Source organism: Nonomuraea sp. NPDC052265 (assembly GCF_044547985.1).
Lineage (GTDB): Bacteria > Actinomycetota > Actinomycetes > Streptosporangiales > Streptosporangiaceae > Nonomuraea.
In genome coordinates this window covers 16,266-40,958 of the sequence record NZ_JBIUBJ010000036.1, presented here as the reverse complement: position 1 = coordinate 40,958, position 24,693 = coordinate 16,266, and the positions used below count along the sequence as shown (strand labels likewise).

The 24,693-nt window shown below is 71.0% G+C and carries 21 protein-coding genes and 3 pseudogenes; 10 read left to right on the top strand and 14 right to left on the bottom strand.

Annotated elements, in window-relative coordinates:
• Nucleotides 1-13 precede the first annotated feature (13 nt).
• The 3 genes from ACIHAD_RS46395 (at nucleotide 14) to ACIHAD_RS46385 (ending at nucleotide 6,532) form a co-directional block, all read left to right on the top strand.
• Nucleotides 14-2,404 (top strand): S8 family peptidase, encoded by a 2,391-nt coding sequence (locus ACIHAD_RS46395; protein WP_397361247.1) that lies wholly within the window; start codon nucleotides 14-16, stop codon nucleotides 2,402-2,404.
• A 44-nt stretch (nucleotides 2,405-2,448) separates the two neighbouring features.
• The gene (locus ACIHAD_RS46390) at nucleotides 2,449-6,195 is read left to right on the top strand and encodes a GDSL-type esterase/lipase family protein (protein ID WP_397361246.1); all 3,747 of its coding nucleotides are present in this window, start codon (nucleotides 2,449-2,451) and stop codon (nucleotides 6,193-6,195) included.
• Nucleotides 6,196-6,346: 151 nt separating this feature from the next.
• Nucleotides 6,347-6,532 (top strand): hypothetical protein, encoded by a 186-nt coding sequence (locus ACIHAD_RS46385; protein WP_397361265.1) that lies wholly within the window; start codon nucleotides 6,347-6,349, stop codon nucleotides 6,530-6,532.
• A 124-nt stretch (nucleotides 6,533-6,656) separates the two neighbouring features.
• On the opposite strand, the pseudogene ACIHAD_RS46380 reads toward ACIHAD_RS46385, so the two are convergent.
• Nucleotides 6,657-7,310 (bottom strand): annotated as a pseudogene (locus tag ACIHAD_RS46380) (recombinase family protein); the annotation flags it as partial.
• Here ACIHAD_RS46380 and ACIHAD_RS46375 point away from each other — a divergent pair.
• From ACIHAD_RS46375 to ACIHAD_RS46360, 4 genes are read left to right on the top strand one after another with little or no spacing between them, the layout of a single operon-like run.
• Entirely contained in the window at nucleotides 7,239-7,430 is a 192-nt protein-coding gene (locus ACIHAD_RS46375) for a hypothetical protein (RefSeq protein ID WP_397361264.1), read from the top strand. The pseudogene ACIHAD_RS46380 and the gene ACIHAD_RS46375 sit on opposite strands and share 72 nt — an antisense overlap.
• Before the next feature lie 37 nt (nucleotides 7,431-7,467).
• The gene (locus ACIHAD_RS46370) at nucleotides 7,468-7,860 is read left to right on the top strand and encodes a GntR family transcriptional regulator (RefSeq protein ID WP_397361245.1); all 393 of its coding nucleotides are present in this window, start codon (nucleotides 7,468-7,470) and stop codon (nucleotides 7,858-7,860) included.
• A complete protein-coding gene (locus tag ACIHAD_RS46365; protein ID WP_397361244.1) occupies nucleotides 7,857-8,825 on the top strand; it encodes an ABC transporter ATP-binding protein in 969 nt (322 codons plus the stop codon). The genes ACIHAD_RS46370 and ACIHAD_RS46365 overlap by 4 nt, the downstream gene beginning before the upstream one ends.
• 42 nt (nucleotides 8,826-8,867) lie before the next feature.
• Nucleotides 8,868-9,803 (top strand): ABC transporter permease, encoded by a 936-nt coding sequence (locus tag ACIHAD_RS46360; RefSeq protein ID WP_397361243.1) that lies wholly within the window; start codon nucleotides 8,868-8,870, stop codon nucleotides 9,801-9,803.
• 92 nt (nucleotides 9,804-9,895) lie between these two features.
• Here ACIHAD_RS46360 and ACIHAD_RS46355 read toward each other — a convergent pair whose 3' ends face one another.
• From ACIHAD_RS46355 to ACIHAD_RS46335, 5 genes are all read right to left on the bottom strand, one after another.
• The gene (locus ACIHAD_RS46355; protein WP_397361242.1) at nucleotides 9,896-10,474 is read right to left on the bottom strand and encodes a Tn3 family transposase; all 579 of its coding nucleotides are present in this window, start codon (nucleotides 10,472-10,474) and stop codon (nucleotides 9,896-9,898) included.
• The gene (locus ACIHAD_RS46350) at nucleotides 10,390-10,590 is read right to left on the bottom strand and encodes a hypothetical protein (RefSeq protein ID WP_397361263.1); all 201 of its coding nucleotides are present in this window, start codon (nucleotides 10,588-10,590) and stop codon (nucleotides 10,390-10,392) included. Before ACIHAD_RS46350 ends, ACIHAD_RS46355 begins: the two co-directional genes overlap by 85 nt.
• Entirely contained in the window at nucleotides 10,587-10,952 is a 366-nt protein-coding gene (locus ACIHAD_RS46345; protein WP_397361241.1) for a hypothetical protein, read from the bottom strand. Before ACIHAD_RS46345 ends, ACIHAD_RS46350 begins: the two co-directional genes overlap by 4 nt.
• A gap of 255 nt (nucleotides 10,953-11,207) precedes the next feature.
• A complete protein-coding gene (locus ACIHAD_RS46340) occupies nucleotides 11,208-12,704 on the bottom strand; it encodes an IMP dehydrogenase (RefSeq protein WP_397361240.1) in 1,497 nt (498 codons plus the stop codon).
• 244 nt (nucleotides 12,705-12,948) lie between these two features.
• A complete protein-coding gene (locus ACIHAD_RS46335) occupies nucleotides 12,949-13,071 on the bottom strand; it encodes a hypothetical protein (protein WP_397361239.1) in 123 nt (40 codons plus the stop codon).
• A 119-nt stretch (nucleotides 13,072-13,190) separates the two neighbouring features.
• Between ACIHAD_RS46335 and ACIHAD_RS46330 the strand changes: the two genes are divergently transcribed.
• Nucleotides 13,191-14,672: an Ig-like domain-containing protein gene (locus ACIHAD_RS46330; protein ID WP_397361238.1), complete on the top strand. Its 1,482-nt coding sequence runs from the start codon at nucleotides 13,191-13,193 to the stop codon at nucleotides 14,670-14,672.
• A gap of 414 nt (nucleotides 14,673-15,086) precedes the next feature.
• Entirely contained in the window at nucleotides 15,087-16,508 is a 1,422-nt protein-coding gene (locus ACIHAD_RS46325) for a hypothetical protein (RefSeq protein ID WP_397361237.1), read from the top strand.
• Nucleotides 16,509-16,769: 261 nt separating this feature from the next.
• Here the strand turns inward: ACIHAD_RS46325 and ACIHAD_RS46320 are convergent, their stop codons facing one another.
• The 7 genes and pseudogenes from ACIHAD_RS46320 to ACIHAD_RS46290 form a co-directional block, all read right to left on the bottom strand.
• Complete coding sequence (locus ACIHAD_RS46320; protein ID WP_397361262.1) at nucleotides 16,770-17,759, bottom strand: serine hydrolase domain-containing protein; 990 nt, start codon at nucleotides 17,757-17,759, stop codon at nucleotides 16,770-16,772.
• Between the two features lie 150 nt (nucleotides 17,760-17,909).
• Nucleotides 17,910-18,191, bottom strand: a complete 282-nt coding sequence (locus ACIHAD_RS46315) for a hypothetical protein (protein ID WP_397361236.1) — start codon at nucleotides 18,189-18,191, stop codon at nucleotides 17,910-17,912.
• A 33-nt stretch (nucleotides 18,192-18,224) separates the two neighbouring features.
• Entirely contained in the window at nucleotides 18,225-20,708 is a 2,484-nt protein-coding gene (locus ACIHAD_RS46310) for a glycoside hydrolase family 5 protein (RefSeq protein WP_397361235.1), read from the bottom strand.
• Between the two features lie 92 nt (nucleotides 20,709-20,800).
• Nucleotides 20,801-21,118 (bottom strand): annotated as a pseudogene (locus tag ACIHAD_RS46305) (L-serine ammonia-lyase, iron-sulfur-dependent, subunit alpha); the annotation flags it as partial.
• Nucleotides 21,119-21,171: 53 nt separating this feature from the next.
• A pseudogene (locus tag ACIHAD_RS46300) lies at nucleotides 21,172-21,228 on the bottom strand (serine dehydratase beta chain); the annotation flags it as partial.
• A 327-nt stretch (nucleotides 21,229-21,555) separates the two neighbouring features.
• Nucleotides 21,556-21,783, bottom strand: a complete 228-nt coding sequence (locus tag ACIHAD_RS46295; RefSeq protein WP_397361234.1) for a hypothetical protein — start codon at nucleotides 21,781-21,783, stop codon at nucleotides 21,556-21,558.
• A 133-nt stretch (nucleotides 21,784-21,916) separates the two neighbouring features.
• Nucleotides 21,917-22,333: an alkaline phosphatase family protein gene (locus tag ACIHAD_RS46290; protein ID WP_397361233.1), complete on the bottom strand. Its 417-nt coding sequence runs from the start codon at nucleotides 22,331-22,333 to the stop codon at nucleotides 21,917-21,919.
• Between the two features lie 267 nt (nucleotides 22,334-22,600).
• Between ACIHAD_RS46290 and ACIHAD_RS46285 the strand changes: the two genes are divergently transcribed.
• A complete protein-coding gene (locus ACIHAD_RS46285) occupies nucleotides 22,601-23,269 on the top strand; it encodes a helix-turn-helix domain-containing protein (RefSeq protein WP_397361232.1) in 669 nt (222 codons plus the stop codon).
• 31 nt (nucleotides 23,270-23,300) lie between these two features.
• On the opposite strand, the gene ACIHAD_RS46280 is transcribed toward ACIHAD_RS46285, so the two are convergent.
• Nucleotides 23,301-24,671: a hypothetical protein gene (locus ACIHAD_RS46280; protein ID WP_397361231.1), complete on the bottom strand. Its 1,371-nt coding sequence runs from the start codon at nucleotides 24,669-24,671 to the stop codon at nucleotides 23,301-23,303.
• Nucleotides 24,672-24,693 lie beyond the last annotated feature (22 nt).

Sequence of the window (24,693 nt, the reverse complement as noted above, 5' to 3'; positions counted from 1 at the left end):
GAGCGGAGTTCACATGAAGCAACGCCTGGTCCGCCGCCTCATCACCGCGGCCGCCCTCATGACGGCCCTCATGGCGGCCCTCGTCGCGGCGCCGCCTGAGCCGTCGCAGGCAGCCTCGGCGGCGGCGTCCGGCCCCCGCGTGGATCCCCGGCTGGCGGCGAAGCTGTCCGCGGGCGGCGAGGTCCGCGTGAACGTGGTGACGCGGGACCGCGCCGGCCTGTCCACCGCGGCCGCCGCGGCCGGCCCCGGACGGGTGATCCAGACGCTGTCGCGATTACCGGTGCTCACCTTGCGCGCCGGCCGCACGGAGGTGGACCGGCTGGCGGCCCAGCCGGGCGTGGTCAGCGTGTCGGAGGACGTGCCGGTCCCGCCCACCCTCGCCGAGAGCGTGCCCCTCATCGGCGCGGACCGTACCCGGGAGGCGGGGCTGACCGGCGAGGGCAGCGCGGTGGCCGTCCTGGACTCGGGTGTCGCGGTTCACCACCCGTTCCTCGGCGGGCGCGTCGTGGCCGAGGCGTGCTTCTCACCCAGTGACACCGCCTACGGAGCCTCCAGCCTGTGCCCGGACGGCGCCGACCAGCAGGAGGGGCCCGGAGCGGCGGACGCCGACAGCGGGCCGTGCGCGTACCTCGACTGCGCCCACGGCACGCACGTGGCCGGGATCGTCGCCGGGCAGGAGACCGGCGACGCGGCGGGCGGGGTCGCTCCGGGGGCCGACCTCGTCGCCGTTCAGGTCTACAGCAGGTTCGACTCCTTCTCCTACTGCGGGAGCGCCGGGCCGCCGTGCCTGTTGAGCTTCGTCAGCGCCCAGCTCGCGGGGATGGAGAAGGTCCTGGACCTGATCGATGAGGGCGTCCCCGTGGCCGCGGTCAACCTCAGCCTGGGCAGCGGCAGGTACACCTCCCCGTGCGACGACGATCCGCGCAAACCCGCGATCGACCGGCTGCTCGCCGCCGGGGCACTCACGGTGGTGGCCGCGGGCAACAACGGCTACACCGATGCCGTCAGCGCCCCGGCCTGCGTCTCCTCCGCCGTCGCGGTGGGCAGCACCACCGACCAGGACGAGGTGTCCTCCTTCAGCAATCGCGGCCCGCTGCTGGACGTGTTCGCCCCCGGGACGGACATCGTCTCGTCGGTGCCGGGCGGCCGGTGGCAGTCCAAGAGCGGCACGTCGATGGCCGCCCCGCACGTCGCCGGAGCCCTGGCGGTACTGCGCCAGGCGCGTCCCGACGCCACGCCGGCCGAGATCGAGGCGGCGCTGAAGGACACCGGCAGGCCCATCGCCTACGGCGGCGGCACCACCCCCCGCATCCAGCTCGACGAGGCCGCTCTCGGCTCCGCGGCCCGCCCCGGCCCGCACCAGCTCTTCCAGACCCGCACCCGCGTCCTCGGCAACGTCCAGATCAGCGCGAACTCGACGATGACCGTCCCCGTCGCGGGCGTCGCCGGGCTCCCCGCGGACGGCATCGCCGCCGTCGCGGTCAACATCGCCGCCAAGGGCGACTTCTTCAACACCGGCTCGCTGGCCGTCTATCCGTCCGACGAGCAGGAACCGAAGGGTGACGTGCTCTTCTACGACGCCACCCGCTACGCCTCGACCATGGTCGTGGCGAAGGTCGGCGAGGACGGCGCGCTCAAGCTGGAGAACCGCAGCGGCCAGGCCGTCCGCGTCTACCTCGACGTGCACGGCTACACCCTCGACCACGCCGCGTCCGACGTCGGCGGCACCTACCACCCGGTGGCGCCGTCGCGGATCGCCGACCGGGTGCCGGTCCCGGCGCTGGGGAATCTCGAGCTGACGACGCCCGGCCTGCCCTCCCCGCAGAGCGTCGCCCTGACGGTGCTGGTGAAGAGCGCCTCCACCGGCACGATCCGGGTCTATCCCGCAGGGGACGCCTTCCCGGCCGACGCCAACGTGGACTACCCCGCCAACACCCCCGTGCAGTTCTTCACCATCGTCAGGCCCGGCGCCGAAGGGAAGATCAATCTGCACAATCTGGGCGGCGGCGCGGCCGAGGTCTCGGTCGAGGTGAGCGGCTACTACACCGCCGCCGAACGCGCCTCCCTCGTCAAGGCGATCGCCCCGGTCCGGGTCGGCGACGGCGTGACGGTCGCCGCCGGCGGCACGTACGTGCTGCGTCCCTCCGGCGGCGACGTCCCCTCGGCGGGTGTCACGGCCGTCGGCGTCGCGGTCACCGCCACCGGGACGGCGAACGGCACGGTCGAGGTCGTCCCCTCCGGCAGCGCCACCGGCGTGCGGACGGTCGCGTACACGGCGGGCAGGAACACGGTCGGCTTCGCCACGGCCGCGCTCCGCCCGGACGGCACGGTCGTGCTGAGGAACACCGGCACCTCCGCGGCCAAGATCTCGGTGGACGTCTACGCCTACTTCGGCACCAGGTGATCCCCTCCCAAGCTCTGCCGTTCCGCAACCCCCTGGAGCCCGTCATGAACAGATCCACGATCAGAGCGCTCGGCATCGGCGCGGCCGCCGTGCTGTTCACGGCCGGGCTGACCGTTCCGGCGGGCGCGGCCGCTCCTGCTGACACCCCGCCGCCGCAGGAACCTTCCTCGTCGGTGGCCCCGGCCGAGCGGGACCGCGTGCTGGCCGCGGACTGGCGTACCTCGCCGGACCTCGCCTGGACCACCGAGGGCGACGCGACCGGCTTCCACCTGCTGACGGCCGAGGAACGCACCGGCTACACCTGGCGCACACTGGCGACGCTGAGCGAGCCCGGCTTCGAGACCGACCGCTGGATCGGCAACGTCTGCTTCACCGCCTCCGGCAAGAAGGCGGTGGCCGTGTACGCGCCGCGTGCCTTCACCAACCAGGCGGACCTGTTCGACCGCGGGGCCTTCACCGCGCTCATCGACGTGCCCACCGGGAAGGTCACCAAGCTGCCGATCCACTCCTCCCTCGCCTACTTCAACCCCGGCTGCGGCCGGGGAGAGCGCAGCGTGATCACGCAGGCCAGGGGAGGGGACCAGCCGGGCGGCCCACCGGCGCGCACCCGGCTGTCCGTGCTCGACGCGGCCTCAGGACGGCTGGCCGCGCCCGTCGAGCAGGCCGGGCAGATCACGTCCGCCATCCCCGTGAACGGCGGCATCGTGGCCGCCGCCGGCAGCAGCCTGCGGTTGCTTCCCGCGCGCGGGAAGCCGCGCGACCTCGCCAGGGCGGCGTCGGTGCCGTTCAGGCTGGCCGCCGACGCCGGCGGCGGCGTGGTGTTCATGGAACACCAGGGAGACGTCGCCCGCGTGCGCCGCGTGCCCGTCGCCGGGGGCGAGGCGGCGGAACTGGCCTCGGGGCCGCTCACCGAGGTCGACGTGAGCGCGGGCACGGGCGGGAAGGTGTTCCTCACCGGGAGCCTCACGACCGCGCGGCCGCTGCCCGCCCCGGTGACCCGCGTGGACGTCCCCGCCACGGCCAGGCTCTCCTCGCACGGGCGGCTGGCCGTCCTGCCGCAGAAGCGGCCCTCGATGGGGTCGGGCCGGGAGCCGTCCGCGGAATGGGTGCGGTCGATGACGTCGCAGCGCCCCGACGAGCCCCAGGTCGTCCACCTGAAGACCAAGATCACGACCACCGGCGGGGAGACCGGCTTCACGGTGCGGACCTCGGACGGCGTGCCCGGCACCGACGCCGCCGCCGACACCGGTCCCGTGGCGGTGACGGCCGCCACGTCGATGACCGGCACCGTCGACACCGGCGCCTACTGTTCCGTGCCGCGCAACGATCCGTACACGCAGGTGTACCAGCCGACGCCGCGCCAGGTGGAGTGGGCGGCGGACCAGGCGGTGGTCGGCAACCTGACGATGCTGCGCCCGACCGGATGGAAGCAGTCGGGCCTGACACAGTGGCGGCCGCAGGGCGAGTTCCCGCCGCTCTCCCTGGCGGGCGGCGGCCGGGTCCCGGTACAGGTGTTCCTCGGCATCATGTCGCAGGAGACGAACCTCTGGCAGGCCACGGGCCACGTGCTGCCGGGAAGCACCGGCAACCCGCTGATCGGCAACTACTACGGCCGTGAGCTCTACAACGACGACCCCTCCGACGACTGGGTGATCAACTGGGACAAGAGCGACTGCGGGTACGGCATCACCCAGATCACCGACGGCATGCGCAAACAGGGCCACGAGCGTCCCTGCAAGCCGGACGAGAACTTCTGCGAGGTCGCGCTGCCCGCCTGGCAGCAGCGGGAGATCGCCGTCGACTACGCCACGAACATGGCCGTCGGCCTGCGCATCCTGCAGGACAAGTGGAACCAGACGCGCAACGCCGGCCTGATCCACAGCAACGGAGACTCGGCGTGGCTGGAGAACTGGATCTTCGCCATCTGGGCCTACAACTCGGGCTTCCACCCCGACCAGCACGACGGCTCGCCGTGGGGGGTGGGCTGGGCCAACAACCCCGCCAACCCCGTCTACCCGGCCAACCGCCACTTCTTCAACAGCAACCCGCACGACCCCGCGGAGCCGCAGCTGTGGCCGTACGAGGAGAAGGTCATCGGCTTCGCCGCCTACTCCATCTCCACGCCTGACGGCCCCGGTTTCCGTCCCGCCTGGTGGGTCAGCATCGATGACCGCAACGCCGCCAAGCCTCTCGTCTCGTCCTTCTGCGAGCCGGGCAAGAACGACTGCGACCTGGGCGACGCGGCCGCGCCGTGCAAGCACAAGGACGCCTCCGGCCAGTACGACCTGAAGTGCTGGTGGCACACCCCGACGTGGTATCGGATGTGCGGCAGCGGCGTGTGCGGCCACGAGCTGCTGCGATTCGACACCTCCTATCCCGAGCAACCCGACGGCACCCACTACGCGCCCAACTGCTCGCTCAGCGGCATCCCGTCCAACGCCTACGTCGTGGACGACGTGCCGTCCTCGGTCCCGATCGTGCGCTCGGGCTGCAGCAGGACCTGGGGCAACTACGGCTCGTTCACGCTGTACTTCAACGAGACCGAGCCGGCGCCGTACGTCTCCAGAGTCGACTTCCACCAGCTCGGCGGCGGCTTCGGCGACCACTTCTGGTTCACCCACACGAGGGACGCCACCAACGCCGGCCAGCTCAAGTTCGGCGTCACCGGCATCTGGCGACCGCCGAGCTCCATGACCGGGTGGACGCGCATCAAGGTGCACATCCCGGAGATCGGCGCGCACACCCAGCTCGCCGACTACGTCATCGATCCGGGCGGCAACGCCCCCACCCAGCACCGGGTCGTGGGCCAGTACTGGCAGAAGAACACCTGGGTCGACCTCGGCGTGTTCCACCTCAACTCGGGCGCCGGCGTGTCGCTCAGCAACCTGACCAGGCGCGAGGAGGGCCGCAACTGGGACTGGGACATCGCCTTCGACGCCATGGCCTTCATCCCGACGAGCAAGCCCAAGGTCGACTATGTGGGCCTCGGCGACTCCTACTCGGCCGGGCAGGGCAACGAGCCGTACGACGAGATAAGCAACTTCACCCTCGGCACCCGCGGCTCGACCTGCCACCGGTCCAAGGCCGACGCCTACGCGCGGATGATCAAATGGCCCGGCTCGTCCGCCACCATCGAGAGCGAGGCGCGCACCGGCAACGGCACCACCGGCTTCGCCCTGCTGGCCTGCTCGGGCGCCCAGACCAAGCACGTCGCGGGCGACGCGTACGCCAACGGCGAGCCGCCGCAGATCGACCAGGGTTACCTGGACGCCGACACCGATCTGGTGACCCTGACGATCGGCGGCAACGACGCCGGCTTCTCCGACGTCATCAGCCGCTGCACCGTCGGCCTCAACTGCCGCGACGACAGCACCGAACGGGCCATCGCGGCGCTCGACGGCCCGCTCACCGACACCTTCACCAAGATCCACCAGAAGGCGCCGAACGCCCGCGTCATCGTCCTGGGCTACCCGCACCTGTTCAACGTGCAGAACGAGGCGCCGCTGACCTGCATCAGCTCGCTCCGCATCGGCCAGCTCGACGCCCTGTGGCTCAACGACATGACCGACAGGATGAACGCCGTCAGCACGGCCGTCATCACCCGCCTGCGCCAGCAGGGGGTCGACATCTCCTTCATCGACCCGGTGCCGGCCTTCACCGGCCACGCGATCTGCGACGACGACCCGTACGTGCGGGCGATCGACATCACCACCGACGGAGCCTCCTACCACCCCAACCCCGCGGGCCAGCGAGCGTACGCCGCGCTGGTGCAGTCCGTACTGAACAGCTGACCGGAAGGGGGTCCCAGTAGCAATGGAGCAGAATCCAACGAACCCGCCTCTGACCTGCAGTGACGTGGTGTTCTACGCCGAGGTGGAAGGACTTCTTCGTGGTTGTTGGTGCTGACGGCTGATCCGCGGGTGAGCGAGGTTGGAGCCCTTTGTGGAAGGCGGCGTACTCGGCGCGGGCCTGTTCGACAGCGTCGGGGTGGCGCTGGGCCTTCTCGTGTTCTGCGAGGGCGCGGTAGATGCTGGCGAGGGAGGGGTTGTGACCTTTGCGCTTGCCGGTGGGGATGATCAGGTCCTTGCGGATCTTTTCGACGGGTTCGCCGGCCGCGCGGCGCCGTAGGACGGTGTGGATCATGTCGTCGGTGATGACGGTGGGACGGCCGCCGTGGTTGCCCTTGCGGGCCGGCGTCCAGTCCTTCCAGCGTCGCCTCGCGGATCGCTTCTCGCTCGGTCTCGGCCATGGCGGCGAAGAACGCGAAGAGCGTGCGGCCGGGCCCGGCCGGGTCGTAGATTCCGGCGAGGGGGCCGGCGAGCATTTCCAGGACCAGGCCGTGCGCGGTGAGGTGGTCGGCCAGAGCGGTGAGCTCGCCGGCGTCTCGGCCGAGCCGCTTCATCTCGTACACGGTGAGGATGACGCGGCAGTGCGGAGCATGGGCCTTGATCTGCCGGGCGGTGGCCAGGGCCTTCTCGAACGCGGGGCGGACTTTGAGGCGGGTGGAGACCTTCTCGCTGAAGATCTTGTCGCGGCCGATGCCGTGCGCGGTCAGGGCGTCCAGTTGGGACTGGAGCTCCTGGGTCAGGGAGGAGCAGCGCGCGTAGCCGATGCGGATGTCGGCCGAGGACCGGTCGGGGTCGATGGGGGCGGGCGGCGGTGTGCCGGGCCGCCACGGCTGGCCTGGTCTGCGGTCGGCGGGAGTTTGAACGCGCAGCCGTTTGGCCAGCCGTGGAACCTTGGCGAAGCGGCCGGTGTGGTAGGTGCCGGCGACGGCGCCGGACCGTGACCGGCAGGGCGATCCGGGCTGGACGTCGCATCGCGGACAGGGGTGATGTTCAACCTCATCGGCGTCGCGGGTGACGTCGTCGGCAGTACCGGAATCGGCGGCGGATACGGCGCTCATTCGGGGCTGGGGAACGTCGACCATGCCAGGCCCCAGATTCGGCCCCGGCTGGGGAAAGAGGCGACGACGACCCGCACGAGCGGCCAGGAGGCCGAGTTGACGAAGATCGTGGGACGCTAATACCCTTTTACTATTCCAATAGGAAAAGGGTATTGTGGTGATCAAGCTTCGCCTCGACCCGAGCTCTGGAGTGACGACCTACCTGCAGCTGGTGCATCAGGTCAAACACGCCTTGCGGCTCGGTGTGCTCATGCCAGGTGATCGGCTGCCGACGATCAAAGAGGTCGTCAGCGACCTCGCGATCAATCCGAACACCGTGGCCAAGGCCTACCGCGAACTGGAACACGAGGGCCTCGTCGTGGGCCGGCCCGGGTTGGGCACGTTTGTGCAGCGGTCCCTGGGCGGCGGATCCACGGTCGATCACACCCGGTTCCGCCGCGACCTCGCCCGGTGGGTGCGCGGCTGCCGTGAAGCGGGGCTCGACCAAGGAGACATGGAGGCGCTGTTCGCCTCGGTGCTCGCTGACTTCCCCCAGGAGGGGATCGCATGACGGCGGATCGGACAGTGGGGATGTTCGGCGGCGGATCCGGTGAGCTCACCGCCCCCGCACAGAGCCCGACGGCTCTGGAAGCCGTGAGGCTCGCCAAGCGGTATCGGGGCACGTGGGCGTTACGCGACTGCACGATGTCCGTCCCCGCCGGCCGGGTCATCGCGCTCGTCGGACCGAACGGCGCGGGCAAATCCACGTTCCTGCACCTGGTCGCCGGGCTGATCGCCCCCACCCGCGGCAGCGTGCGGGTCTTCGGAGAACCGGTCGGCCAGCGGGCAGCCGCCCTCGCACGGGTGGCGTTCCTGGCCCAGGACAAACCCCTCTACGACGGCTTCACCGTCGCTGAGATGCTCCGCTTCGGACACCATCTCAATCCGCGGTGGGACGACGCCCTCGCCCGGCAACGGCTGGCGGAGCTGGACATCCCGCTGAACCGCAAGGTCGGCAAGCTTTCCGGAGGTCAGCAGGCGCAGGTCGCGCTGACCATCGCCGTGGCCAAGCGGCCGGAGCTGCTGGTCATGGACGAGCCGCTGGCCAACCTCGACCCGGTGGCCAGGCACGACGTCATGCGCTCCCTGATGGCGGCGGTGGCCGAGACGCAGATGACCGTCGTGCTGTCCTCCCATGTGGTGTCGGACCTGACCAACGCCTGCGACTGGCTGGTGGTGCTCAACCGCGGCCAGGTCCAGATCAGCGGCGAGGTCGACGAGTTGCTCGCCACCCACCGGATGCTGTCCGGTCCGGCCGAACTGGCCGACGGGGTGGCGGCCCGGATGCCGGTGATCAGCGACAGCCGCAGCGGACGGCAGGCCGACCTGCTGGTCCGCACCGGCCCGGGAACGCCGTTGCACGACCCGCGATGGAGTGCGTCCGGTGTGAGCCTGGAGGAGCTGGTGCTGGCCTACCTGCGCCGCCCCGACACCACGTCCCTGCCTCGTCCGACCTTGACCATTTCCGACCACTAGGGAGACCTGGAAGTGTTGTGGCTTACCTGGCGGCAGCATCGCATGCAGGTGCTCGTCACCACGGCGCTGCTGGCCGTCCTCGGCGCGGTTCTGCTCATCAGCGGTCTGGGCACGGCCGACTTCGCCGCCCAGAACGCTCCGGCGGCCGACTGCGTGGCGGACACGCCCGCGTGCAGCGCTTACCGCGTGGAGATGAACGAGCGCATGTACTCGGTGGGTGAACTCCTCGGATGGCTTCCGCTGCTGGCCCCGGCGATGATCGGCGCCTTCTGGGGTGCTCCGCTGCTGGCCCGGGAGTTCGAGCAGGGCACGCACCAGCTGACCTGGACCCAGTCGGTGACGCGGCGGCGCTGGTTGGCGGCCAAAATCGTCGGGCTCGGTGCCGCGGTCACGCTCGGCGGGCTGGCGCTGGCCGGCATCGTGGAACCGTGGCTGGCAGCCTTCGACGTCCCTCCCTACAACGTCGACCGCTTCGACTTGACATGGTTCCGTCTCGTCGGCATCATGCCGGCGGCGTGGTGGCTGGCCGCGTTCGTGCTCGGCGTGGGCACGGGCGCGCTGTTCCGGCGGACCCTGCCGGCGATGGCGGTGACCCTGGCGGTGTGCGCGTTGGCATTCTTCGGACTCCTCAGGGCGCCGTCCTCCTACGCGCCGCCGGAACGAGCCGTGCAGGCCGAGGTCATCGACGAACTCGAACCGGAAGGCTCCCTGCACGTGACGAGCTACTGGATCGACGGAAGCGGCGCGAAGTACACCGCTCAGGACAGAGATCTCGCGCTCGCCGGCCCCTGCGGGACGGATGCGACGACCAAGAAGTATGCCAAGTGCTCCTTCAGCCACGGCTTTCGACAGGTGGCCGAATTTCACCCCGAGGACAGGTTCTGGTGGTTCCAATGGACCGAGGCGGGAATCCTGCTCATCCCCGCTCTCGCGTTGGGTGGCGTCGCCGTCCGGCGCACCCTTCGGCCCCGCATCTGAAACCGACTATCGCCTCATCACGGTGACGGGACGGCCTGGCGCATGACCTTCACCGCCTTCTGCAAGGCGTCCAGTAGAGGGCAAGCCGTGGATCATGCAGGACCGAGAGCAACGAATTCTGCGTGACGTAGGTCCGGGGTCGAGGAACGAGAGGACGGCCAACGACAGCAGTTCGTCGGGGACGTCGCGGCCTGGGTGCGGAGCTCACCGATCGCCTTGCCGTAGTACTCGGTAGTCCAGGTGATCACGGCGTTGGTGAGGAGGGTGAGGCACCAGGCCTGCTCGGTCTGGTCCTGGAAGTGGGGCCGGACGAGGGTGCCCTGCTGGGCGTAGTGCAGGTCGCGGCGCAGGGCGTGCAGGCTCTCGCCCTTGTTGAGCTGGCGGGAAATCTTGCGGCGGTAGACCGGGGCGGACAGGTAGCGGGCAGCGTGGATGGTCCGCCGCATCCGACCCCACTCCTTCAACGCCGCCGCCAGGGTGTTCTGCCGGGAGGCCGCTGACCACTTCCCGACGATCAGGGAGGCGGTCGCCTCCCCGAACTTGAGCGATCGGGCCATCCGCAGTAGGTCCGGATAGCACTCCATGATCAGGTCCTCGTTCCACCGATCGGCCGGCAGCGGCCCCGCGTGCGGGTAGCGGGCGTTCCGGTCTCGTCGCCGAGCCCCGTCCACTCTCCGCGGAAATAGCGCAGCACCGCCAGGGAGGAACGGATGAGGTACTCCAGCCGCCGGCTGCTGTCGATCTTCAGCCCACCGCGCAGCGCGGCGTCCAGCAGGCGGCGGCTCACCTCGTAATGACCCGCGTAACAGGCCGTCCGTGCAGCACCTGACGCCGCGGCAGCGCGATGCTCTCGTACACCGCCTGCAGGGCCAGCATGTGCCGGAACCCCACACCCGCCGTGCGCGCCGAGCCGTCGGAAGCGCCGCGCGGGAGCGCGGTGTGCTCGCTCAGCAGCCCTGAGCGCAGTGCCTCCTCCAGCCAGGCCAGCGCGTCGGCGCGTTCCAGGCCGCAGATCGCGACCAGCACCGGCACGGGCACCGGCACCTGCAGCACCGCCGCCGCCTCCACCACGGCCCGCGCTCCGGCGGGCAGCCGCCCGACCCGCTCCAGCTCCGCGCTCCGGCCCACCAGCCCGATGTGACTCTTCATGTTCGAGCGCCATTCAAGCGGCTGTCAGCCCTTTTGTCACGGGTTGGATTGCGGGAATCGGTCACGCCCAATTCCCGCGCAGGTGGGGGCGAAGAGGCCGGATCACGCGTCGAGACGCCTGCCGTTCAGATCCTTGTCGAGCGAGGCCTCCCGGCACGCGACTCTCCAGCGAGACGCCGCTGTGGCAGCGGCTCCAGGGCGGAGGTTACGAACACCTCCGCCACTGAACCCAAATGCCCCGTTCACGAGCCCTCGTCAGGAGACCGTCACCGGCGTGTCCCGCAGGGTGACGCTGGCGTGGCTCTCCTGGAAGCTCTGGTCCGAAACGAGGGTCAGCCGGGCCGTGGACCGGAATTCCGGCAGCGTGGTGGAACCGCAGGAGACCATCGTGGTTCTGAGCTTGGCGACGGTCAGGGCGAGCCCTTCGCCGAGGTCACCGGCGTAGGGGACGTAACCGTCCACGCCTTCCTCGAAGACCAGCCCCTGGCCTCCCTGGCCGTAGCGCTGCCAGTTGCGGGCCCGGTTCGCGCCCTCACCCCAGTACTCCTTCACGAAGCCGTCACGGGTGGGCAGCTTCGCGCCGGCCGCCTGGTCGAAGCGTGCGAAGTAACGCCCCATCATGACGAAGTCGGCCCCCATCGCCAGCGCCAGGGCCACGTGGTAGTCGTGCACCAGCCCGCCGTCGGAGCAGATCGGCACGTACTCGCCGGTGCGTTCGCGGAAGGCGTCCCGGGCCGCCGCGACGTCCAGCACGGCGCTGGCCTGGCCGCGGCCGATGCCCTTCTGGTCACGGGTGATGCAGATGGAGCCGCCGCCCACGCCGACCTTGACGAAGTCCGCTCCCGCCTCGGCGAGAAAGGTGAACGCCTCGCCGTCGACCACGTTGCCGCCGCCGACCGGGACCTCCGGATAGTGCTTCTTCACCCAGGACAGAGCCTGCGCCTGCCAGTCGCTGTAGCCGTCGGAGGAGTCGAAGCACAACGCGTCCACGCCCGCCTCCAGCAGGGCCGGGACGCGCTCTCGATAGTCGTGGGTGTTGATGCCCGCGCCCACACGCAGTCGCTTGGCGGCGTCCACGAGCTGGTTCGGGAAACGCTTGTTGTCCGCGTAGTCGGAACGGAACACCAGATGCTGCAGGTGACCCTCGGCGTCCAGCACCGGGAGGCAGTCCAGCCGTTCGTCCCACAGCCGCGCGTTGGCCTCCGAGAGCGTGATGTCGGGCCCGGCATGGGCCAGGTCGGCGATGGAGGTCATCCGGCCGCTGACCGGTCCGTCCAGATCATGACGCTGGGGATGGAAGTCCCGGGAGGTCACCAGGCCGAGCAGCCGGCCGGTGGCGGTCCCGTCGTGGGTGACCGCTGCGGTGCTGTGACCGGTGTGGCGCATGACGTCGACCAGGACGCTCAGGCTGTTGTCGGGGCGGACGTTGGTGTCGCTGGTGACGAACCCGGCCTTGAAGTTCTTCACCTTGCGGACCGCCGCGGCCTGGTCCGCGATGGGCTGGTTGTGGTGCAGGAAGCTGAGACCACCGTCGCGCGCGAGCGCGATCGCGAGATCGGGTGTGCCGACGGCCTGCATGATCGCGGACGTGAACGGGGACTGCAGCTCGATCGCCGACGCCTCGCCCACGACGTGTCGCGCCAAGGGCGTGCGCAGGTCAACCGTCGCGGCCGAGCAGTCGGTGCGCGTGCGGTTGGGCAAGAGCAGAAACTCGTTGAACGTCCGTGAGACCTCGGCGATGATCTGTGCCACTCGTTCCTCCTGACCCGCCGGCCGGGGCCCGGCTGCCCCGCCGTGAGGATCGCCCCCGCATCCGAGGCCCTGGGCAGGCAGAGATCAGCCCGGGCGGCCGTGGAGGCGCCACCATCGAACGGGGTGCGGTCGTGACCAGGCACCTTATCGATGAACTCGGCCGCCGCACCAATCGTGGCCGTCACCCCGGAGGACTTGCGCAGAACCCGGCGGGCGGCACGGGACGAGGGCGGGCATGGGTGCCTCAGGGGGTGCTGAATTCGGCTGTCATGCGGTGGTTGATGGCCTGGTCGGTGGTGGCGTCGTCACGCGAGTGCATCGCGTTGGCGGTGACGGTGAGGTCGCGGCGGTATTCAGATGAATACAAAGAGTCACTGTTCGGATAGGGTGCGCGCCGTCCGCCTGAGGCGACAGGGCGGAGCCTCTTGTCTTCCTCTACCAATTACAGATAGTTATTTGACAACTACTTTTAGTGAGGATGGCAAGTTGAACCCCACACCGCGTCTCCGACGCCGCCTCGCCTCCCGAGCCAAGGCCATGGCGACGGCCACCATCACCGGAGCCCTCCTGCTCCCTCTGCTCGCCGCGACCTCCCCGGCGCAGGCCGATGCCCACACCCCCGCACACAGAACCGTCCACCAGGCCGCCGGCACCCCATGCGTCCGGCACGGCCAGGCCAACTACCCCGTCGAGTACTACTGGAAGAACGCGCTCGGCTGGCGGCTGGGCAGCGGCACCATCTCGGTCACCACCTCGCCCAGCCTGTGGGGCGGTCAGATCGCGCCGGGCAGCACGTTCACCCTCACCCTGCGGCACCAGACGGCGCAGTGGCCGCTGGTGGTCAGCTCCTACACCACCACCTGGGACGTGTCATCCCTGGTGGCCAACGCCACCGTCGTCGGGCCGGTGCAGAACGGATCCCTCGGCGGCAACACCCTGACCGTCCGGTCGCCGGGCGGCAAGACCGACCCCGGGCCGACGGTCATCACCTTCCGGGTCAACCCCGGAACCGTCGGGCGCAGCATGACCATCCGGCCGAGCGGCATCAGCAGCGTCATCGCGCTCCCGGGCCAGCTCGGCAACAACGCCGCGGCCCCGCCCATCCAGATCGTCAGCGGGAACTCCATCTCGCCCACCAACGCCGCCGACGACACCGCCTCCACCACCGACAACACGCCCGTCACCGTGCCCGTCCTGGCCAACGACACCGGCACATCACCGACGATCAGCGCCGTCACCCAGCCCGCCTACGGCAAGGTGACCATCTCGGGCGACAGAGTGATCTACACCCCGGACAAGGACCGCGCCGGCACCGACAGCTTCACGTACACCATCGAGACCGCCTGCGGCACCAGCACCGCCACGGTCACCGTCACCGTCGAGTGCACCCGCGAGCCCATCAACCTGGTCAACGGCAGCTTCGAGACGCCCGCCGTCGCCCGCTACGACTGGAACATCCCCGACGCCTCCACCAACCCCGCCGTCGGCTGGCGCACCACCGCCTCCGACCGCAAGCTGGAGTTCTGGAACAGCGCCAGCGGCGTCCCTGCCGCCGACGGCCAGCAGTTCGCCGAACTGAACGCCAACGAGGTCTCCACGCTCTACCAGGACGTCCCCACCGTCCCCGGCACCGTGATGACCTGGTCGCTCTACCACCGGGGCCGCCTGGGCACGGACGTGATGCGGGTGCTCATCGGCACTCCAGGCGCCCCCACCCCCCAGAACCCGGACGGGGCCGGCTCTCCTGACATCTCCGACGGCAACACCGCCTGGGGCCACTACACCGGCACCTACGTCGTCCCCGCCGGACAGACCGTCACCCGCTTCGCCTTCGAGTCGGTCTCGGCGGCAGGCGGAAGGTCGACATTCGGCAACTTCCTCGACGGTGTGGTCTTCCAGACGCCGTCCTGCCTGCCCATGACCGGCAACGCCGCATCCAGGAACGCCGCCAGGGCGCACCGTCGGTAAGGCGTGAGCCGTAGCGGAAGAAGCCGCACACGGAGGGGGCGGGGCCATGGGCCCCGCCCCCTTTGGCTTGGATCCGCGCCCGCCGGCCATGCGGCTCTCACCGTGCAGCTAGTGCAGCGCCCTGACCAGCTTCAACTACGTTCAGTACGTAGTCGGCTACGCAAAGCACTTCCCCCTCTGCCGTAATCAGCACCGGCCGTCGAACCCGTCAAGCACCCCAACCGCACCGCGACCCGACGCCCCCGCCCGCCTACCACGCGAGGCCATTCGCTCGTGCACGCCGACAAGCCATCCCGGGCCGCCCGTCTGTGGTCCGCTCTGCGCCCTCGCACCCGCGGCAGCCCACTGCGCGGACCCCGGACGGCACCCACGAACGCCGGCCGGCTCCCCACCACCTCGACGGAAGGACACCTTGTGGCCGTTCCCCAAAACCCCCTGCCCGGCGGTTGCGGACAACGCATCGCCCTGGTCAACGGCAGCTTCGAAGCACCCGTCGTCACCAACTACGAGATACGGCCCGACGCCTCCCACAACGACCCCCGCGCGGTGCCCGGCTGGCGCACCACCGCCTCCGACGGCCAGATCGAACTCTGGCACACCGGCTTCCTGAACGTCCCGTCCGACGACGGCCAGCAGTTCGCCGAGCTCAACGCCAACATGGTCTCCACCCTGTACCAGGACCTCGCCACCGCGCCCGGCACCAAGCTTTACTGGAAACTCTCACACCGCGGCCGCCAGGGCGCCGACACCATGGCCCTGCAGATCGGCCCCCCGAACGCCCCGGTGGAACAGGCGCGCATGACCGACGGCAACACCGCCTGGGGGCACTACACCGGCGAATACGTCGTCCCAGCCGGCCAGACCGTCACCAGGTTCGCCTTCAGGTCCATCTCCGCGGCCGGGGGCAACCCGGCGATCGGCAACTTCCTGGACGGCATCATCTTCGGCACCGCCCCCTGCGTCGTGCTCACCAAGGCCGCGATCCCCGAGGGCGAGGTCGAGGTCGGCGACGTCATCACCTACCGGGTGAACGCCAGGAACGAGGGCGGCGCCCCGGCCGACAACCTCGTCCTGACCGACGACATCCCGGCCGGCACCAGCTACGTCCCCGGCTCCCTGCACGTCATCGACGGCCCCGACAGCGGCGGCAGGAGCGACGCGGCCGGTGACGACCAGGCGTACGTCGACGCCGGCGCCGGCCGTGTCGTCTTCCACCTGGGCCAGGGCGCCACCGCCCAGCAGGGCGGCAGCCTGGCCTCGACCGCGGACGCGCCCAACGGAACCACGGTGGAGTTCCGTGTCCGCGTCGAACGTGCCGGCGCCGGCCGCGAGATCGAGAACCAGGCCGGTGCCACCTACGACAACACCCTCGGCAACGCGCCCGACCACCTCACCTCCTCCTCCAACGCCACCACCACGCCGGTGAAGCGCGTGGTCGAACTCGCCGTCGTCAAGGCCGCCGACCGTGCCACGGCCGCCGTCGGCGAGGCGGTCACCTACCACGTGGCCGTCACCAACAACGGGCCCAACGACGCCACCGGCGTCACGGTCGTCGACCAGCTCCCCGAGGGGCTGACCTTCATCTCCGCCACTCCCACGGCCGGCAGCTACGACCCGGCCACCGGCCTGTGGGACGTCGGCGCGATGGATCTCGGCACCACCCACACCCTCACCCTCCTGGCCAAGGTCACCCAGCCCGGCCCGCTGACCAACACCGCCACCGCCACCGCCAACGAGACCGACGGCCCCGTCACCGACGAGGTCGTCGTCTGCGCCCGCCCAGCGGCTCCCTGCCCGCCCCAGGGCTGCGGGGGCGGCTGCGGCGGCTGCTGCTGAGGCGCCTCGGCCGGACATCTACAAGAAGCAACGGAATGTCGAAGACCTCGTGACCGGCGAAGCGGTGACGAGGCGGCATGACCTCACCGGCAGGCAGGCGCGGCGTCGGAGCCGCACCTGCCTGCCGCACGTCAGCCTCGCGCAGTGAAGCAGGCGGCAGCCGATCACCGGGACCGCCTGAGCTCCGGGCGTGGTGTGTCGGCGAGTCTCGACCCCGGGTGCGCTCTCGGGGCTGCGGCAAGGCGGACGTCGAAGTGACCGTCAAGCGATCCGGTACGCGGCGGCACCGTTGTGCAGGAATCGGGCGCGGCCGTGCCGGTCGGAGCCGACGAGGGACAGGACCTGGTGGCCATTGGACTTCGGTTCCGCGGTGATGACCGAGTTGTCGTTGAGGCGGACGACCTCGACGCGATTCTCGGCCCCACCGAGGAAGGATTCGGCGATTTCATTGCGGGGGCGGTAGGTGAGGAACGCGCGGTCGTGCTCGCTGGTGAGGGTGATGTCGTACAGGGTGGAGCGGTAGGTGCCGCACATGCGGTCCACGTCGATTCCGGTCGGGTTCAAGGGCGGCACAGGCAGGGGTGCCGTCTCGACGCCGGCAAGGTCCCTGAGCGCCGCATCGAAGATCTCGTAGGCCAGTGGCTCACCGCCCGTGCTGTTGGTCAGCACGGCCACCGCCACACCCGCCGATGGAACGACCTCTCCGCCGGTCCTGACATGGCCGACCGCGGCACGGTGCAGGATCGCCTCGTAGGGGTCGGCAGCGGCGGTGCGCAGGCCCAGTGGTGTCACCAGGCGGTCACGGAGCACGTCGTGGAAGGGCTTGTCGCGCAACACCTCCACCAGCCTGCCGAGCACCACGTACCCGCTGTTGGAGTAGGAGAAGACGGTGTCGGGCGGGAGGAGCTGGTCCGCCTCGGCGAGGGTGGCGACGAACTTCTCGATCGCGTCGTCGTTGCGGCCGGTGTCGGTGAAGTGGTTGCCGTCGATACCACCGGTGTGGGTGAGCAGGTGGCGGGCGGTCAGGGACGCGGTGGCCCCTGGGTCGCTCAGCCGGAAGCCGGGCAGGTAGTCGCGAACGGGACGGTCGAGATCCAGCACGCCGTCGTCGACCAGTTGCTGGATCAGCGTTGCCGTCCAGATCTTGGTGATCGAGCCGATCTTGAACACCGAGTCGGTCGTGGCCTCGACCTGGGTGCGAAGACCCAACACGCCCGCAGCCTCGTCCCGGATCTCTCCGTTGGCCAGCACGCGACCTGTGCGCCCGGTACGTCGTACTTCGCGCAAGCTCGCCAAGATCCCATCCCATCCCGTCAGGCTGGTGGCAAGCCACTTCTCGCTCTCTGCCCTCGGGCGACGAAGCGATGGCCGCGCCTTCCTGCCGGAAGTGCCTTGGTGCTTTCACGGACCGTCGCCGAGCCTCTCGCCGTTGTCCACCTGAGGGCTCAGCGGCGCTGGGCTGCTGGTGTTCGGCGGCCGGGCAGCCTGCCGAGCTGCACCGCCCGTCATGTCCCCGTCCACCACGCCCACGTCGAGGGCGCGTGACAAGGAGGATCCGGCCGGCTCGGGCAGGAGCAGCACGTCGCCGCGCACCGGCTCCCGTCCGGCCAGCTCCTCGATGGCGTCGAAGTTGGCGTGGCCGTCGGGGGACCAGATGGGGGGCTGAACCAGGAGGACGTTCACCCCTCCACTGTGGCTCATCCATGCGAACGACGGTCATGTCCTGCGGGCCCCGGCAGGGGCCTGGGCGGTCAGGTTGTAGGGGCCCGTGGTGCAGCCGGTGATGCGCCAGCCGCCCGGTGCCCGTTGGGCGGCGACGTCCTTGAGTCCGGTGCCACGGACGGCCGGCCGGGTGTCGCCCGGGAACCAGACGTCGAGGCCGCACCCGTTGCCTTCGCCCCGGGCCGTGAGGCTCGCCCGGTCCGACGTCAGGCCGGTTAGACGGCCGGGGGCGGAGCGGGGGTAGGGGCGCGAGAGCTCGGTGACGTATTCGGCGGGCGGGGGCAGGTCCTTCCCGGTGAGACAGTCCTCGATCATGAGGTTGCCGCCGGTCCTGGAGTCGGCTTCGGCGTGGGCGTCGCCGCAGGACTGCTTCCAGACCCAGAACGCGCCACCGATGCGGTGCCGATCCTCCTGGTCGGTGTATCTCGTGATCGGGGCCGAGGCGGGGTCGCCGAACCAGCCCCACTCTCCCGACCAGAGCCCGGCGCCGTAGTACTCCGCCGCGCGGCTCGCCAGGTCGAAGCCGCGCTCGATGCTCGTGACGGTGACGCCGGTGCCCTGGTCGATGGTGATCGACTCGTTGTAGAGGTGGGGAGCGAAGACGAGCAGCCGGTCGTCGGTGAAGTCCTTGGGCACCGAGACCTCGAAGCCGAGACCCGACCAGAGCACGGACGGCTCGAAGAAGACCAGGTGCGGAAAGCCGCGCCTCTCGCCCGCCCTGATGGCCTTGATCGCCCGGTCGTAGTAGCGGCCGAGCAGGACGCCGGAGGTGATCGGCGGGGCCTCGCCGAAGCCCGGCTCGTTCAGCAGGTCGTATCCGGCGACCATCGGCTCGTTCGCGAACCGCTCCGCCAGCATGCCCCAGGCGGCGACCAGGCGGGTCTGGATGCCGTCCCTGTCCTGGTAGAAGTTGGTGAAGGCGCGGGCGACGGCCGGTGAGATGTCGCGTCCGGTGAATTCGCACCTGGGGGCGCCGTCGAAGCGGTCGGCCCAGGTCGGGGCGCCGTCCCAGCCGTGCATCGGGGAACCGTTCCGGCAGGTGGTTCCGGGGGCGGCGTTGACGCCTTTGCCCCATGCGTCCTGGTGCATGTCGATGACCGTGCGCATGCCGTGCCGGGCCGCGGTCTCGACGGCCCAGGAGATCCTGGCGAGGTAGGCCGGGTCGTAGTGGCCGGGCCGGGGTTCCAGTGCCGACCAGGACAGAGCGAGGCGGATGACGTTGAAGCCCATCTGCTCCATGCCGGCGAAGTCGGCCTCGGTGAGTGGTCGCGTCACCGCCTTGTCCGGACGCTTCTGGAAGTAGTCTTCGAGCTGGTTGACGTTCACGCCGCGCAGCAGCACCTCGTTGCCGTCGGCGTCGATGATCCTGCGGTCGGCCGAGAGTCCCAGCCCCTTGGTGCGCGGTGGCGGCGCGGTGGTGGCGCCGGGTTGCAGGAGCGGCAGGGCGAGCGCCGCCGCGGCCACGACGACCGCCATCCGGACCGGTACGGAAAAGGCGACGCCCTTACGCGGCGGGAGAAGGCTGGTTCTTCGCGCCGGCCGGATGGCGGGGAGGAGGGCGACGAACGCCGCCGTTCCGAGGGCGAGGAGGGCGCCGAAGGAGAGCGCGGGGGCGAGGCGAAGCATGATCGCCGGCGCCCAGAACATGTCGCCGCCCGCCAGATCGCCGGGGATCCCGATGGCCACCTGGACCAGGCCCAGCGTCGCGGCCGCCCCCAGCGCGGAGAGCCCGGCCAGGACCGCCCGCGGTGAGGTGGTGGTGCCGAGCCGGCGGTTCAGTGCCCACGTCAGCACGCCCAGCAGAGTCACGGCGGCCAGGCAGCCCAGCGGTCCCGCCTCGGGCGCCGGGGCCAGCGGGGAGTCGCCGATGGCGTACCCGACGGGGGAGCCGCCCCACCACACCCCGCCGACCGACGCGGCCAGGACCACGGCCACTCCCGCCGCCGCCCATCCCGGCCCGGAGGCCCGCGGGAAGAGCGTTCCCGAGGCCGCGGCGGGTCCGGCATCCGGACCCGTGGACGGCGAGGAGGCCGAGGCCGCAGGAGGTGGGGCGACGTGGCGGTGCAGGAGCTGGGCGAGCCAGGCGGCTACCAGCACCGGCAGGCCGAAGATCGCCGCCTTGACGCCGGTGAAGCCGGTCGACCACGCCAGGTAGACCACATCACCGAAGGTCATCACCAGCGACATCACCAGCTTCGCCGCCATCGCCGACCACACCACCGCGCCCCAGACCAGCAGCGCCGTCCGCAGCGGGGCACGTCCGCGCGCGACCGTCCACGCCAGCACTCCGACCCCCGCCAGCAGCAACGGCACGTAGACGGCCGGCGCGGCCACCTGCCAGAGCCCGGCGACGGGCAGCAGATCGGCGCCGGTCCAGGTGTACGGCGCGGCCAGCCCTGACGGGTCGAACGCCGCCCCCAGCGCGATGACGGCGGCCAGCACCACGACGGCGATCGGCGACAACCAGCGGTTCCTCATAGTGTCGGCGACCATACATGAGCATTGCTCACAAATGAAGAGCTGAGATCCACGACAGCACGAGGCCGTGCTCGGCGGCCATGCGCGTAGGGGCCGAGATGGTGTTCGAGCGCGATCTCGGCGGCGTTCTCGGCCTGGCCCGCGGTGCCGCCCATCGCCTCGGCCGGCCCGGCGGCGGCCATGGCGCACGCCGAGCCGACCTCGCCCTGGCAGCCGACCTCGGCGCCCGAGATGGACGCGTTCTCCTCGTTGACGGCCAGGGCATGCAGCACGACCCGGTCCATGACGTGCAGCGGGTCGTCGCCGTGGGACTCCCGCTCCAGCCTTCGCCACAGGCCGGGGGCCCGGCGCCGCACCCCCAGGCCGCCGGGCAGGACGCCCTCGGTCTGGCAGCCCCGGCGTACGCAGGCCACGAGTAGGCCAGGCCGGTGGCGAAGAGGCGGGCGGCGCGCATCGGCCCCACGGTGTGCGAGCTGGAGGGGCCGATGCCGATGCTGAAGAGGTCGAACGCGCTGATCACTGGGCCTCCGGGCCGATGACGCCGCCAGCGAGGGCGACGGGGACGCGGCGTCGGGGATGAGAATCCGCGGGGTGCCGATGCCGTCGGCGGGGACGGTCCAGACGTCGGCGTGCTCCCGTCCCCGGGGGAGGGCGTAGGCGACGGTCCGCTGGTCGATCCAGGCGGCCTGGTCGTCCACGCTGCGGGTCTCGGCGAGCGGGGTGACCCGGCGGGTGTCCAGGTCCAGCACCGACAGGCGCCAGCCACGGGCCGGATCGCCGCCGAGCGCGGACTTGAGGGCGATCCGGGTGCCGTCGGGGGAGAGCGAGGGGCACTCGACGTTGTCCATCAGGGCCCGCAGGCGGTGGCTGTCGAGGTCGCCGAGCACCAGGTAGCGGTGCCCGGCGGTGGACATATCGCCGTCAGCCCGGGGTCGAGGCGCAGGCACAACCCCGTGCCGCCGGAGGCGTACGACCTCGTGCACGACACGGGCGAGACCGTGCGCGCACCGTCGGGGTCGTCGGCCGGGACGGAGACCAGCCGGCCGGCGCTGTCGTCGGCGGTGCTGCGCGCCACCAGCCGCGGCCCCGGGGCCAGCGAGAGTTCGCCGCCCCCGCGGACGACCCGGCGGCTCGCGCGATCACGATGGAGATGGCCGCCGGGACGGCGAGCCCGGCGAGCCCGGCCGCCAGGCGGAGACCCCGGCCGGTCACGCCGCCGCCCCCGCCCGCGCGCGGCCCGTCAGGAGGGCGGCCGTGGCGGTGGCGGCCATGGCGGCGGCGACCGCCGCGGCCCCGGTCGCCGCGGTGCTTCCCCAGTTCGTCCAGGCGAGCCCGAAGGCGAGGGAGGAGCCGAGGTTGCCGCCGCCCAGCGTTTTGGGGCAGTCGTCGTTGGTGACGCCCTGCTGGGAACCGGAGAACAGCGCGATGTAGTTCGGCTGGCTGGGGTGGGTGACGCCGAAGGAGTTGGTGAACAGCGTTCCCTGCGAGGCCAGGGAGTTGAGGTAGGGGGCGGAGGAGCCGCCCTTGATGGTCGAGTAGTTCTTGTTCTCGAACATGACGATGACCACGTGGTCGAACTGCGGGACGGCCGCGGCGGTGGCTGTGGCGGCTGCGGTGGCGGGCACGGCGGCGTCGTGAGCGTGAGCGCGGCCAGGAGCACCAGAGCGGGCACGCGGGCCGGGACGGCGATGCGGGAGTGCATGACACCTCCGGGAGGGAGTGGGGGGCGTGTCGTGTCCGGTGTACTCCCGTCCGGCGCCGGGTGGTGTCGACCCGTCGCCAGTGGCCGGAATGGGCACGGTCGTCCGCGCGCGGAAGTGGGTCCTGCGTGATCGAACCCCCGCATGACAGGATTTGCCCGGCCACGTCAAATTGGACGTGAAGGGATCCTCATGAGCGACGACGACCTGCTCGCGCACCTGCGCCGCCTCGGGCTGGCACCACAGGAGGCCGAGGTCTACCTGGCCATGCTGCACACCGGCCGGACCACCGCCGCGGACCTGGCCGAGCATCTGGGCTGGAAGCTCGGCGAGGCCGAGTGCTCCCTCGGCCGCCTGGTCGACCTGGGCCTGGCCGCCGCCGGCGACCCCGGACGGTCGGAGGCCACGCCGGTGGAACCCATCATCGCGCTGGACCACCTGTCCCACGCCAGGTCGGCGGAACTTCAGCAGGCGCACACCGCGGCGGTCAACGCCTACCGGTACTACCGGCGTTCGGTGCGCCCGCAGGCCACCGACGACCTCGTCGAGGCGGAGGTCAACGACTCGCTGCTGGTGGTACGTCCCTCCAGCCTGCTGTCGGCGCTGGCCGGGCTCTTCGAGACCTCGTGGCGCTCGGCGTTCCCGATGCATCTGAGCGACCGGGTACCGACCGCGTTGCGGCCGATGCACGTACGGATCCTGGAGCTGCTCGGGACCGGGGTCACCGACGACACCATCGCGCAACTGCCGGGCGTCAGTCGCCGCACCCTGTCCCGCAACCTGGAGCAGCTCAACCAGCGCGCCGGGACCGTCACCCGCTTCCAGCTCGCCCCGTACGCGGCCCGCAAGGGCTGGATCTGACCCGCCCGTCCCCTGCGGAGGTCAGGGCTCGTCAGGGCCGCGGCAGCGGGATGATCTTGCGGTACTTCCCGCCGGCCGACTGCTCCGGCGGCTCCTCGGCGCGCTCGATCGTCACGTGACCGGCCTTGTGCTCGGTGAGCAGGTGGACGGCCCGGTCGCGGGCGGCCTGCCAGACACGGTCCGCGTCGGCGCCGCCCGCGGCCCGCAGGCGTACCCGCAGGACGGTGGGCGCGGTCTGGACGAGCTGGAACTGTTCCATGCCCGGAACGGCCAGCGCGGTGCTGAAGGACATGGGCGAGATGCCGACGAGCTCCCCGCGCCCGGTGGGAAAGGTGAGCAGGTCGGCCGCGCGCCCCTGCACCTGGACGGCCGGGAGCGGGTTGCCGCACGGGCAGGGGTCGGGACGCACCAGGACGCTGTCGCCGAGGTCGTAGCGCAGGATCGGCTGGACCCGGTTGGCGAGGTTGCTGATCAGGACGGTGTGCGAGAGCCGCCCGGGCGGCACCGGCCGGTGGTCGGCGTCGACCGGCTCCAGGACGACCCAGTCGCTGTTGACGTGGTACCAGCCCTCCCGGCAGCCGGCGGTGAGGAAGCCGCACTCGCCACAGGCGTAGGCGGCGCGGACCTTCGCCCCGAACGCGACGGCCAGGCGTTCCCGGGTCTGCGGGCTCAGCGTCTCGCCGCCGGGGATGACGAGCGCCGGGCGGATGTGCAACCGGCCGGCCTCCTGCTCTCCTGCCAGCAGAGTGAGCAGCCCGACGAAACCGGCGACGCCGGCCGGATCGAACCGGTTGAGCTCGTCGACCATCCCCTCCATCGACTGGTCGGTCGGGATGACCCGCATCAACCGGCCGAGCCGCGGCCGTTCCAGGGCCGCCCGCGCCGGCCCGGCGAGGGTGGCGAAGTGGCCCCGGGGCGCCGTGACGATGGCGGTACGGCCGCCGCGGGCGAGGGTGCGCAGGACGTCGCGGGCCGACAGCCCGGCGCCGGTGCGCAACCCGGTGGCGGTGTGCACGGCCAGGCACCGGTCGTCCTGCACGAACAGGCCGCGTTGCCCGCTGGTGCCGGTGGTCGTGGTGACCAGGTAACGGCCGAGGAACCGGTGGCCCACCAGATCGGGATCGGCCTCGAACGCCTCGACCCGCTCACGGGTCACCTCGCGGTCGGTGACCCAGTCGTCGAAGCGGGCCGTCAGCGTCTTCTTGTCGGTGACCGGGAGCAGCTCCGGGTCGTCGGCCCCTTCCGGCAGGTCGTGGTAGAGCTCGCGGTAGAAGGGCGAGTGAGCGCGGGCATGGGCCACCAGCTCGGCCAGGCGGGCCCGCCGCCGCCGCGCGATCGCCTCCGGGCCTTCCCGTACGGCGCGCCGCATGTCGCGGGCGAGCCGCCGGATGCTTTCCCCCATGATCGTCGCTCCTTTCTGCGGT

Bases quoted from the DNA above. Each gene is read 5' to 3' on its own strand.
- ACIHAD_RS46395 (WP_397361247.1), top strand. From the start codon at position 14: ATGAAGCAACGCCTGGTCCGCCGCCTCATCACCGCGGCCGCCCTCATG.
- ACIHAD_RS46390 (WP_397361246.1), top strand. From the start codon at position 2,449: ATGAACAGATCCACGATCAGAGCGCTCGGCATCGGCGCGGCCGCCGTG.
- ACIHAD_RS46375 (WP_397361264.1), top strand. From the start codon at position 7,239: ATGTTCAACCTCATCGGCGTCGCGGGTGACGTCGTCGGCAGTACCGGA.
- ACIHAD_RS46365 (WP_397361244.1), top strand. From the start codon at position 7,857: ATGACGGCGGATCGGACAGTGGGGATGTTCGGCGGCGGATCCGGTGAG.
- ACIHAD_RS46360 (WP_397361243.1), top strand. From the start codon at position 8,868: ATGCAGGTGCTCGTCACCACGGCGCTGCTGGCCGTCCTCGGCGCGGTT.
- ACIHAD_RS46345 (WP_397361241.1), bottom strand. From the start codon at position 10,952: ATGAAGAGTCACATCGGGCTGGTGGGCCGGAGCGCGGAGCTGGAGCGG.
- ACIHAD_RS46310 (WP_397361235.1), bottom strand. From the start codon at position 20,708: ATGAGGAACCGCTGGTTGTCGCCGATCGCCGTCGTGGTGCTGGCCGCC.
- ACIHAD_RS46285 (WP_397361232.1), top strand. From the start codon at position 22,601: ATGAGCGACGACGACCTGCTCGCGCACCTGCGCCGCCTCGGGCTGGCA.
- ACIHAD_RS46280 (WP_397361231.1), bottom strand. From the start codon at position 24,671: ATGGGGGAAAGCATCCGGCGGCTCGCCCGCGACATGCGGCGCGCCGTA.